Annotated in this window: 8 protein-coding genes and 2 pseudogenes; 2 read left to right on the forward strand and 8 right to left on the reverse strand. The window is 56.8% G+C overall.

The window, feature by feature from the left end; translation table 11 throughout:
• Positions 1-205 precede the first annotated feature (205 nt).
• Together J5N58_RS18485 and J5N58_RS18490 are read right to left on the reverse strand one after the other, a co-directional pair.
• Positions 206-1,159: pseudogene (locus J5N58_RS18485) on the reverse strand (Tn3 family transposase); the annotation flags it as partial.
• 48 nt (positions 1,160-1,207) lie between these two features.
• A pseudogene (locus tag J5N58_RS18490) lies at positions 1,208-2,358 on the reverse strand (IS3 family transposase).
• Positions 2,359-2,894: 536 nt separating this feature from the next.
• On the opposite strand from J5N58_RS18490, the gene J5N58_RS18495 reads away from it, so the two are divergent.
• Positions 2,895-3,872 (forward strand): rhamnan synthesis F family protein, encoded by a 978-nt coding sequence (locus J5N58_RS18495; RefSeq protein ID WP_113443045.1) that lies wholly within the window; start codon positions 2,895-2,897, stop codon positions 3,870-3,872.
• The gene (locus J5N58_RS18500) at positions 3,866-5,020 is read left to right on the forward strand and encodes a glycosyltransferase family 4 protein (protein ID WP_113443044.1); all 1,155 of its coding nucleotides are present in this window, start codon (positions 3,866-3,868) and stop codon (positions 5,018-5,020) included. The genes J5N58_RS18495 and J5N58_RS18500 overlap by 7 nt, the downstream gene beginning before the upstream one ends.
• 44 nt (positions 5,021-5,064) lie before the next feature.
• Here the strand turns inward: J5N58_RS18500 and rfbA are convergent, their stop codons facing one another.
• The 6 genes from rfbA to J5N58_RS18530 form a co-directional block, all read right to left on the reverse strand.
• On the reverse strand, positions 5,065-5,949 hold the full coding sequence (gene rfbA, locus J5N58_RS18505; RefSeq protein WP_113443043.1) for a glucose-1-phosphate thymidylyltransferase RfbA: 885 nt from the start codon (positions 5,947-5,949) through the stop codon (positions 5,065-5,067).
• Positions 5,950-5,991: 42 nt separating this feature from the next.
• Positions 5,992-6,867, reverse strand: coding sequence for a dTDP-4-dehydrorhamnose reductase (gene rfbD / locus J5N58_RS18510; protein ID WP_113443042.1), 876 nt, complete (start codon positions 6,865-6,867; stop codon positions 5,992-5,994).
• Between the two features lie 3 nt (positions 6,868-6,870).
• Positions 6,871-7,926 (reverse strand): dTDP-glucose 4,6-dehydratase, encoded by a 1,056-nt coding sequence (rfbB, locus tag J5N58_RS18515; RefSeq protein WP_113443041.1) that lies wholly within the window; start codon positions 7,924-7,926, stop codon positions 6,871-6,873.
• A 33-nt stretch (positions 7,927-7,959) separates the two neighbouring features.
• Positions 7,960-8,517, reverse strand: a complete 558-nt coding sequence (gene rfbC / locus J5N58_RS18520) for a dTDP-4-dehydrorhamnose 3,5-epimerase (RefSeq protein ID WP_113443040.1) — start codon at positions 8,515-8,517, stop codon at positions 7,960-7,962.
• A gap of 88 nt (positions 8,518-8,605) precedes the next feature.
• A complete protein-coding gene (locus tag J5N58_RS18525; RefSeq protein ID WP_112829437.1) occupies positions 8,606-10,405 on the reverse strand; it encodes a hypothetical protein in 1,800 nt (599 codons plus the stop codon).
• 322 nt (positions 10,406-10,727) lie between these two features.
• The gene (locus J5N58_RS18530; RefSeq protein WP_244712178.1) at positions 10,728-11,969 is read right to left on the reverse strand and encodes a glycosyltransferase family protein; all 1,242 of its coding nucleotides are present in this window, start codon (positions 11,967-11,969) and stop codon (positions 10,728-10,730) included.
• Positions 11,970-11,972 lie beyond the last annotated feature (3 nt).

Below are 11,972 nucleotides of genomic sequence, written 5' to 3' on the forward strand. Positions count from 1 at the left end.
GACTCTAATCAATTCTGGAGGAAATTCGCAGTGGCAGGTCAGTCTTCGACGCCCACGACAAGGCCTTCGACTTCTTCCGTGGCACCTGCACGCGCGGTATCTACGACAACATGAAGACGGCGGTGGAGGCCGTCTTTATCGGCAAGCAGCGGCTCTACAATCGCCGTTTCCTGGGGTCGGTTCCGGCTGGGGGCGGAATGACACTCTAAGCCGTTGCTTCCTTGGGCCAGAGATATTCGCCGGTCAGTAATATGTGTGCCCAACCCAGCGGAGAGGTATGCGCCAGCAATTCAGGCGGCACGTCGAGCCCTTCGTTCCGCCGCTCTGCGACGGCATGGCCGAGATGGACGGTATTCCAATAGACGACGATCGCGGTCAGGAGGTTGAGGCCAGCGATCCGGTAATGTTGTCCCTCTGCCGTGCGATCGCGGATTTCACCCTGGCGACCGATACGCAACGCATTCTTGAGGGCGTGGTGGGCCTCGCCCTTGTTGAGCCCGATCTGGGCGCGCCGCTGCATGTCCGTGTCGAGGATCCACTCTATAATGAAGAGTGTGCGTTCGATACGACCGACCTCCCGCAGCGCGACCGCGAGATCGTTTTGGCGCGGATAGGAGGCGAGCTTGCGCAGGAGTTGGCTGGGCCTGATCTTGCCGGCGGCCATAGTGGCAGCACAGCGGAAAAGGTCAGGCCAGTTGGCAACGATCAGTCCTTCGCGGATTTTACCGCCTACCAGCTTGCGCAATTCTTTGGGTGTCGCATCGGGATCGAACACGTACAGCCTCTTCGACGGCAGGTCCCGGATGCGCAGGACAAGGCGGTATCCGAGCATGCAGCTGGTCCCGAACAAGTGATCGGTAAAGCCGCCCGTGTCGGCATATTGCTCACGAACCTGACGGCCGGCATCGTTCATGAGCAGACCGTCAAGGATGTATGGAGCCTCGCTGACCGTCGCGGGAGCAGTCTGTGACGCGAACGGCGCGAACTGGTCGTTGACGTGAGTGTAAGCCTTGAGGCCGGGTTCGTTTCCATACTTGGCGTTGACCATGTTCATCGCCTCGCCCTGCCGAGCTGAAGGGAAAAACTGGCCATCGCTCGATGCGGTCATACCCATGCCCCAGAAGCGGGACATCGGCAGCTTTGCCTGCTGACCTGAGACCCGACTTCCCTCCAGTTTTCGGGAGAGTCTTGGGTTTTTAATCTGGCCTCATGCGGCCTGTTTTTCCATAGCCATTTTCATTGCGAACTCGCTAGGAGTGATATTGCCCAGCGATGAGTGGGGTCTGTTGTTGTTGTAATCCTCCTTCCATGCGGTGATTGCGGCGCGGGCTTGAGCAAGCGACGAGAACAGCGTCTCGTTCAGGCATTCGTCACGGAAGCTGCCGTTGAAGCTTTCAACGAAGCCGTTCTGCATCGGCTTGCCGGGGGCGATGTAGTGCCAGTCGACCTTTGTCTCCTGGCACCATTTGAGGATGGCCATGCTGGTCATCTCCGTCCCATTGTCCGAGACGATCGTCCTCGGTTTTCCGCGTCTGGCGATGAGACTATCCAGTTCACGGGCAAGCCTTGCGCCGGGCAGGGATGTATCAGGGATCAGGCACAGGCATTCGCGGGTGAAGTCGTCGACCACCGCCAGAACACGGAACCGGCGGCCGTCGGTGAAGGCATCGCTGATGAAGTCCAGGCTCCAGCGCTCATTGGGGCGTGAGGGTAGAGCCAGAGGACGCCTGGTTCCCAAGGCTCGCTTCCGGCCGCCGCGCTTGCGCACCGTCAGCTTCTCCTCCCGATAGAGACGCCGAAGCTTCTTCAGGCTCATGACGATCCCCTGCCGGTCGAGCATGATGTGGATACGCCGCCTGACGGTGATTGCTTTGCAATCACCTGACGGCCAATGGATAACCGAAGCGGCGACGCTTGGATGCCACCTTCTTCATCGCCTCCCGAATGGCCGCATCGTCCGGCCGCACGCTGCGATATCGCATGCTCGACCGATCCACCGATAGAACCTCGCACGCCCGACGCTGGCTCACTCCATGCTGTGCACAGACGTGAACCACCGCATTCCGCTTCACATCGGGCGTCACCATTTTTTTGCGGCGACATCCTTCAGGATCGCATTGTCCAGCATGGCCTCGGCGAGCAGCTTCTTCAGCTGGGAGTTCTCGTCCTCGAGCGCCTTCAGCTTGCGGGTATCCGACACGTCCATGCCGCCATACTTCGCCTTGTATTTGTAGAAGGTTGCATCCGAGATGCCGTGCTTGCGGCAGACATCAACCGTCTTCGCGCCGTTCGCCAAAGCTCACCCTGCTCCTTCAATATCCCGATGATCTGTTCTTCCGTGAACCGTGAACGCTTCATTCGTCCGTCTCCTTGATGTGACGGACTCTACCAAATTCTGGAGGAAGTTCAGGGGCTCAGGTCACGGGTCACTTCTCAGTGCAAATCAACAGGCACCCGACGATATCGGCCCTGATCCGTAGAAATTTCCCATCTTCAAGGAAGCTCTAACTGATCTGTCACTGATGGAAAGCCTCGATGTTGCATTTTTCCGGGGTCCCGCATACTACCTTGAGCNCGGGTCACTTCTCAGTGCAAATCAACAGGCACCCGACGATATCGGCCCTGATCCGTAGAAATTTCCCATCTTCAAGGAAGCTCTAACTGATCTGTCACTGATGGAAAGCCTCGATGTTGCATTTTTCCGGGGTCCCGCATACTACCTTGAGCACGAGGTTGTCTGGTCACTGGACAGCGCCAGAAATCTGCAGCAATGCCCTGATGGTTAATGGTATCAAAGAGAACATTGCTCCTTGAATCCTTTCATGGCTTTGAACGCCATGGGTCCGGCGAGTCGAGGATGAATAGGAGCATCTGAAGAGAGTATAAGAGGTTAAATGACCGAAGGTCGACCAGCGGATTTTACAATCTTTGCCCATGTCTTTTACCCTGACACATGGGAGGAAATGGTCAGTGACCTGGATGCAGTGATCCGACAGCCTTTTGACCTCGTCATTACGCGCCCCACGGGCTCCAGCGCAGTGGCGCGACCGCAGAGTGCATATCTTCGTTTTGTGACAGAAATCGAGGTCGAAAATCGGGGCCGGGATATCCTACCGTTTCTGACGGCCCTGAAGCACCCAACCGTCAAATCCTTCGATATCGGTTTGAAAATACATACCAAGCGGTCTCCCCATCGCCGAGATGGAAATGGGTGGAGACAGTTTCTGGTGGGGTCGTTGCTCGATACGGAAGACGACGGGTGCTTATCAGGCCAGAAGTTACTGGCTTGCGAACCTGCGATTGGTTTGATAGCGCCAAGGGCTCATCTCCTGCCCCTCGGTGGACGTACTGCGCTGAATGAGAAGACCATGATGCAAATTCTGCAACGAATTGAGAATTTGCATGCGTCGGAGAAAGGCGGAGTTGTGTCTCGGGAGTGTGACTTCCCTGACCTTGTCGAAGGTCGCCGCTTTTCCGCTGGAGCGATGTTCTGGTTTCGCCGAACAGCCATGAAAACGGTAACGGATATCGACTTTACCGATCTTTTCGTTCGTGAAAGTGGTCAACTCGACGGAACTGCCGCACACGCCTTCGAACGTATGTTTGCTGTCACCGTTGAGCGGGAAGGTATGATTGCGGCCGCAATGGAGAACGTCAGAGCGATCTTAGATCACCGCGATGCCTCGTTGTCACGGCGGGAACTGACCCAGCTTGTGAACGATAGCTTGGCGCATGACAATCCGTTTGTGCTGCCCTTGGCGGACTTCTGGCGCCGTCACCCCACCCTTTTGAAACTGGCGCACGGGATCTACACAAACCTGCCCCAAAGTTCGGTTCGGCTTTTACGGCGAAGCCTGGGGCGAGGATGGTAGCTCTGTCCGAGGTTCGAATTGCTTTCATCGTGACCGAGGACTGGTTCTTCGTGTCGCATTTTCTACCAATGCTGCGCGCGGCAAAGGAACTCGGCCTAGGAGTCGTTGTGATTACGCGTGTGGGCAAGCATCGACACCTGATCGAGAATCTCGGGGCTCGGGTCGTTCCGCTGGACATTGAGAGGGGGCACCTCGGTTTTCTGTCAATCGGCTCGTCGATCGTCCGGATTGCGAAGACGCTGAGGCACGAAGAAATCGATCTCGTCCACTGCATCGCTCTTCGTAGTGTTGTCACTGGAGGCATTGCGGCGATGCTGGGCGGGGTAAAAGGCAGAATCTTTGCGATCACCGGCGGGGGATTGCTGGCTGCGGATAAAAGCCCGAAGGCAGCCATAGGGCGTTTTGCTCTGCGATGCCTTTTCCGAATTACCCGCATGGGTGGGCGAAGCCACTTTCTGTTCGAAAACGTCACTGACCCGGAGACGTTCGGGCTGAAAGCAGCGGAGCCGGGCGTTACGGTTCTGGGCGGCGCTGGCGTGAATCCAGATTATTACACCCCGCTTCCCATGCCATCCGGCAACAGCCTCAAGCTTGCGATTGTCGGTCGGCTGGTGTGGTCGAAAGGTGTCGATCTAGCGGTGGAAGCCGTATCAATCGCTCGTGAGCGAGGTCACGATGTTACACTTTCGCTTTTCGGTCTTCCCGACCCATCCAATCCGCGGTCGCTTTCTGTCGAGGCGCTGGAAGCGTGGTCTCGTCTTCCCGGCATAAAGTGGCGAGGTTCGAGCAGCGATGTGCGGGAGGTCTGGGCAGAGCACGATATGTGCTGCATGCCGACACGCGGTGGAGAGGGCCTGCCCCGTTCCATTTTGGAAGCGGCGGCCTGCGGTCGACCGATCCTGACAACCAATGTGCCGGGCTGCCGTGACTTTGTCCGCCACGGTCGTGAAGGATGGCTGGCGCCAGTGGATGACGCTGCAGCGTTGGCAGAGCGGATTTGCGCGTTGGCGGGAGATAAGGCGAGCATCGTCGCAGCGGGTTCCCGTGCTCGGGAACGCGTAATCGAGGGATTTACAGAGGCCCGCGTGATGGGACAGGTTCAGGACGTCTATCGCGAACTGTGCAAAGCGATCGGCCGACCACTCTGATTAACGAAAATCTGCGCCGTCTTCTAGCTGCGGGAGCGCGTGCGTCACAGTTGGATGTCTAACTCGGACTTTGCGATCTTCATCAGATAGTGGCCATAAGCGCTCTTGCCGAGTTCGGTCGCGAGATCTTGCAGCTGCCTTTCGTCGATATAGCCCATGCGGTAGGCTATTTCTTCGGGGCAGGCTATCTTGAAGCCTTGCCGCTTTTCCAGCGTGCCGACGAAGTCGGCGGCCTCTAGAAGGCTGTCCGGCGTACCGGTATCCAACCAGGCATAACCTCGCCCCATAACTTCGACCGTCAGTTGGCCTCGCTCAAGATAGATGCGATTGACGTCGGTGATCTCCAACTCACCGCGTGGTGATGGCTTGAGGTTGGCCGCGATTTCAACCACCTGTTTGTCATAGAAATAAAGACCGGTGACTGCCCAACTGCTTTTTGGCTTTGCCGGTTTTTCCTCGATCGATAGTGCTTTCATGGTGCTGTCGAATTCGACGACGCCGTAGCGCTCGGGATCGCTGACGTGATAGGCGAAGACCCGTGCGCCGCTCACCGTGGAGGCACCAGCATGCAAAAGCTGCGGCAGGCCGTGGCCGTAATAGATGTTGTCGCCGAGAATCAATGCTGAGGGATTGGAGCCAACGAAATCGGCGCCGATGATGAAAGCTTGCGCAAGGCCATCAGGGCTCGGTTGAACCGCGTATTCGATGGATATGCCCCATTGGCTGCCGTCACCGAGCAGTCGCTTGAAGGCTTCGCTGTCATGCGGCGTGGTGATGATGAGGATTTCCTTTATCCCCGCCAGCATTAACGTTGTGAGGGGATAATAGATCATTGGCTTGTCGTAAACCGGCATCAACTGCTTGGAGACGGCCTTTGTGATCGGGTAAAGGCGTGTGCCTGAACCGCCTGCCAGAATGATACCCTTCATATCTTTTCCTTCCATGTGTGGGCAGCTCGAACAGGCCCTTGCCTAGAGCAGGCGATCCAATACGACATTTGTGGATTCCTTCCAGTCAGGCAGAACGATTCCATAGGCCTGTTTCAGTTTTTCGTTTGAAAGCCGTGAGTTGGCCGGGCGCTTTGCCGGTGTCGGGTAGTCTGCTGTCGTGATACGACCAACGGACACCGACTTGCCGCTCTTGTCCCGCAGAGCCGCAAAGATCGTCTCGGCGAAATCGGCCCAGGTCGCTTCGCCGCCGCCAGTCAAGTGGAACACTCCACGCAGCTTTGGATCAGGATCGTCACGCAGGCGCTTTGCTATGGCAATCACAGCATCGGCAATATCCAGCGCACTTGTCGGCGCTCCATGCTGATCGGCTACCACGTTGAGCGTATCGCGGGTTTCCGCCAGCCGCAGCATGGTTTTGACGAAGTTGTTGCCAAAAGGTGAATAGACCCAAGCGGTGCGCAGGATGGCATGGTTGGGATTGGCGGCAGCGACGCCTATTTCTCCTGCCAACTTCGAGCGGCCATAGACCGAAACCGGACCAGTCGCATCCGTCTCGACATAAACACCCTGCTTGTCGCCGGAAAATACATAATCGGTAGAAAGGTGTACGATAGGAATACCGAGTTCCCTGGCAACTTCAGCGATCGCCGTCGGCCCGGCAGCATTGACTGCGAAGGCAAGAGCCTCTTCGCTCTCTGCCTTATCGACTGCGGTGTAGGCGGCTGCGGAAACGATCGCATCCGGTCTGATGCCGGCGAGGACCGTGCGCATCGAGGCCAAATCGGTGAGATCCAGTTGCGGACGCCCAACCGCGACTATCTCGACGCCGGCGGCTGGACCACGTTCCAAAAGAGCCGAGACGACCTGCCCTTGTGTTCCCGTTACGGCAATGCGCATCACTCAGTCCTTTTTCAGCACACCCAGGCGTTCTCCCGAATAGACGCCTTTCCTCAACGGCTGCCACCACCATTCGTTTTCCAGATACCAGCGGACTGTCCGTTCGATGCCGCTTTCGAAATTCTCCTGTGCCTTCCAGCCCAGTTCCGTTTCCAGCTTGGTGGCATCGATTGCGTAGCGCGCATCGTGACCGGGCCGGTCGGTAACGAATGTGATAAGATCGCTGTGTGGCTTTGATTGAGGGCGCAATTCGTCCATCAAGGTGCATATGCGGCGCACCACCTCGATGTTGCGGCGCTCGTTGCGGCCGCCGACGTTGTATTTTTCGCCGGGACGCCCGCGTGATGCGATCAGGTCAAGCGCCCGCGCATGGTCATCAACGTAGAGCCAATCACGAATATTGGTTCCTTCGCCATAAACCGGCAGCTGCTTGCCCTCCATCGCGTTGAGGATGATTAGCGGGATCAGCTTTTCCGGAAAATGATAAGGTCCGTAGTTATTCGAGCAATTCGATATAATCACCGGCAAGCCGTAAGTCCGATACCAGGCGATTGCCAAATGGTCACTTGCCGCCTTTGAAGCCGAATAGGGCGAGGATGGATCGTAAGCCGTAACCTCCTCAAAGAGGCCTTCATCACCAAGTGAACCATAAACCTCATCCGTAGACACATGCAGGAAGCGGAACGCTTCCTTCCCGGCGGGCGGCAGGCTGTTCCAATAGTGACGGGCGGCCTCAAGGAGCGAAAACGTGCCCACTACATTGGTCTGAACGAACTCGCCCGCGCCGTTGATGGAACGATCGACGTGACTTTCCGCGGCCAGATGCATAATGCGGTCGGGTTGGAACGTGTCTATTGCCGAGCGCATCTTTGGGAAATCGCAGATATCGGCCTGTAGGAAACTGTAATTCGACGCGCCTTCAATCTCCTTAAGCGAAGCCAGATTGCCGGCGTAAGTCAACTTATCCACGTTCAGGATTTCCGCGCCAATGTTCTTGACCAGATGGCGCACGAGAGCGGAGCCGATAAAACCTGCTCCGCCGGTGACGAGAATACGCATGATCTACTCCGCTTGCAGCCGTAAGGCAGATGGTCAGAATGAAAAGAACGGCGGTAAGTCCGCAAGTTTCGGCTGCACCTTGTCCTTCTCCGACAAAACCGCATTGTCGAGGGGCAGCGGCCAATCGATGCCGATTGCAGGATCGTTCCACAGCAGGCCACGGTCGCTGACGGCGCTATAGGGCGCTGTTACCTTGTAAGAAATGATGCAATCCGGCACGAGTGTGGCAAAGCCATGGGCAAATCCCGCAGGGATCCACAGTTGTTCTCCATTTTCCTTGGAAAGCTCGATCCCGTACCACTTGCCATAGGTTGGCGAACCAACGCGGATATCGACGGCGACGTCGAAAATGCTGCCGGCGATGCAGCGAACCAGCTTGCCCTGCGCGAACGGATCGAGTTGAAAATGCAAACCGCGCACCGTACCAACCGCCGCGGAAAGTGATTCGTTTTCCTGAACGAATGTTACGTCCGCCACATTTTCGCGAAACCAGGCGTCCTTGAACACTTCCGAAAAATATCCGCGATGATCGCCCAATCTCGTCGGGGTGATCTTGGCCAAGCCGACCAAAGGCAAAAATTCAATCTTCATCACGTACCTGCATCTTTCCTCAGGTCCGTTCTAGTTGGCTGGCATCAGTTTGCAAGAGGCATCGGATGATTGCCCGGGAATCGCCATCCTAACCAGACACCGGCTCTGCCAGTTGTCGTTTGTTTGTCCTGGCTTCTGCAGTTCCATCGAGCAGTTGCTCAACGAGATCCCGTGCATTGGCGGCGCCGAGCACCATGGGCGATCCGTCGTTCCGCAGCAACGAATGTGCGGAGATGGCAGTTCCATCTCCAGGCGCGACCAGCCCGAATGTCCTTACCCCGCGCGCGGCGGCAATCCTGACCACGGAAGCAGTCAGACTTTCCGGGTCCTTTAGGGAATCGCCGGCCGTCAGCAGAAAATCTACGGTGCGCAGTATGCGATCATCCTCGGCCATGATGGGTTCGGCCTCGAGGGCGTATGGAATTATCTGGCGTTGGATCAGGGGCCGTGTGGAACCGGCAAGTGCATGCGGCGTCACCAGGACTCGTAAAAGAACATCCTCTCGGTGACGCAGTTCATCGATAACGGACAAAAGCTGTTCGGAACTCTCCGGGGCATCGAGCAACACCGCGACCTCTCCCGCATATGGAGTCTTTACATAACCTGGGCGAATCTTTGTTGTCGCATCGTCGATGAGGGTGGCCCAGGCCTTGCCGATGGCTCTGGGGGAATAGGTTGCGGCCAATATTGGCCGAGCAGCGGCGATTGCGGCGGCGCGTTCTTTTGCTCCATCCTTTCCAAGGAAACGACGCAGGCCCGCTTCCCAGTCGTCGAAGCCCACGGCTCCCGCCAAGGGCTCCATCGAAGCGAGACGGGTTGTCACCACTGGCACGCCATATTCAAGCGCAAGCACTGCCCGGTTCGCAGACTTCGTGACAGAGAAAGCGTCCATGCCGAATGGCAGCAGACATATGTCGGCCTCTTTGAGGCTGTCAAAAACAGCTTCCGTGGACCAATTTATATAACGCGTTGGGACGTCGATTTGAGCGATTGCGCTATCGAACAGATCCTTCTTGTTTGAGATAACCGTCAGTTCCAGCGGAATATCTTTGTTCACGGCTTCAAGAGCCGGAGCTGCAAGCAAAAGAGCCAACATGCCGAAATCGCTATGTGCCGCACCGTAATTTCCGAACCACACGACGGATTTCAGGTGGCCCTGGGTGGCGCTGTTTGCGCATGCAGACTTTAATTCGTCAACGGTTGCAGCCTGAGGGCCTTTGCTCGGCGGAGGAGGGGTTCTGCGGTCGAGTCGGGAAAGCCTCGTGCCGAAGAGCCTGAACGCGGTTGAGATTTTGCGTCTCAGGATCATCATCGCGTCTGCCGGATGGCGTGCTGCATGAGCCGCAAACCGAGAGCCGCGTTGCGCGATGGCGGCAGGCCGTTTCTCGGCGGGTTTTACCGCCTCCTCCTGAAGTCGCTTTGCTGCTGCGAAGCTGGTCCTTGTCTCAATCTGATCGGGAATGACGACGAAGCGCGCCCCCGGTCTCAATATTGGTCTTAAGGCTTCAGAGAGCGCCGGGCTCGGAACGACGATTGCATCAGCGAAAGCACCAATACCGGCGAAACGAAGGGCCGGGTGCAGATCGGGTGTTTTGGGGTAGTTCGCCACAATGATATTGTCGCACAGATCGATCAGTACCTTGACGCCCTGATCCTTGGCCAAGCCTGCCAACTTCACGCTGTCGCTGTCGAGAAGTTTGACGAAAACAATCGCATCGAGCCCTTTAAGGTGTGGAATTACCTCTTTCGAGGAGCGGTAGAATACGCTTTCTATGTCAAGTTCGCCTAAGGCAAGCGCAGGATAATAACAGCGGTAGCGCGTGCTCGCCACCATGTAGCTGAGCTGGGGGCTGACCCAGGCAACTCTGGCGCGGGGGAGATCTGTCATTAAAATCTCTCGACTTGATGGAAGTTACCAGCCAATAATCACAGACCTTGCGCGCATACAACAGCATAGCGCAACTTTTGAGTACGGTTCGCAATGGTTTCAAGATGTTGTCATGTTTATGACGAAATTGCCTGCGTTTCCCGAAAGACGTTATTTTCAGCAACGCCGACAGATGATGCCAGAGCAACGCTTCCGCTTTACACTGTAGATGGCAGCGGTTCGGCCCTAAGCGGCAGCCGCCTTCTCCGCCTCCAGCAAAATAGGGCAGGCGGATTTCCACACGCTCCAGTCTGCGTCTTCCAACATGCGAATTGGCCTGGCTTCAGAGCTGTTGATTGATCTCCGGCCTGTCATGGTATCTGGAGATGATTGCGGCGCGCTCCGTGGCAAGTCCAGCAAGCTTCAATACGCGCTCAAGCTGAGCGGCCATATGGTTGAGCCCGTGATGACTGATGAGCCGTTCGCGCGCGTTTGCAAGTGTTCGTTCTGCCAGCGCGCGGTCAGCAAGAACTTTCGGAAGTTCTTCGGTCCATTGCGTATCGCCAATCCGCACTGCTGCACCATTCTGACTGCAATCTTGATAGATTGGGTGATCCGAGACGATGGTCGGGATACCAGATGCTGAATATTCCACCCATTTCGTATCGGTCTTGGCCTCGTTGAACCGGCCGGGGCGCAGCGGGGCCAGTCCCCAATCCCAGCGCATGGCGGCAAGCTGACGCAAAAATCCGTCGTAATCGCCGACGGCGGGCAAGTGCTCGACGCGTGCACCGAAGGCACCTAGCTCCGGCGGAGGCTGCAACGAGCCGAAGACGGTGAAGTGCAGATCCGGATTGCTGGTAAGGGCTGCGACAACGCCAGGTAATGCAAGCTGGAGATCGGCGGCGTGACTCGACGACGCCATATAACCAAATCTGGGTCTGATCGAGCCAGCGGAGCCAAGCGTTGAAATCGGATCGCTTGCGCTAGCAATTTCTCCGACGAACAAGCGAGCAGAGATCTGTGCATGCTCACGCAGTTGTTCAGCCAGTCTTGCCGTCGAGAGGTATGCGGTATCTGCCCCCTTGAGCAAGGTTCGGATTGCCTGTTGGCGCGCCGGAGCGCCGTATTTCCTGGCTTTTTCGACGCCAGCCTCGGGCGGAACCTCGAAAAGGTTGTCATCGATATGATAAACAAGCGGCACGTTCTTATCGGCGCATATTTGCAGAAGCGTTTCGGCAAGCGAGCCGCCATAGCGGCTGACGAATATGAGATGTGGGGCCGCTTGCTGCCAGGCGTCGGCAAAAAGTTGTTGAGCCGTCCTTCCTGATTTCACAGCAAGACGTTCGTCTTCCTCCGTTACGACCACCATTCGCAGATCGCCAGCCGCTACCGCTGCTTGAGCTGGACGAAGAAGATTGATCTGAAGGGTTGCCCCCGCAGCGTCGGCAACTACCAGCAAGCGGAGCTTTGCCCTGTCGGGATCTTCCGGTCCCAGCAAACGCCCAACCGAACTGGATGATCGATAGCGTCGCTTGGCCATCGATATCAGTCGAGCAAACGAGTCCTCTATCCACTGTGCCATAGC

Origin of the sequence: Paenirhizobium cremeum (assembly GCF_022884085.1) — a bacterium.
Taxonomy (GTDB): Bacteria; Pseudomonadota; Alphaproteobacteria; order Rhizobiales; family Rhizobiaceae; genus Allorhizobium; species Allorhizobium cremeum.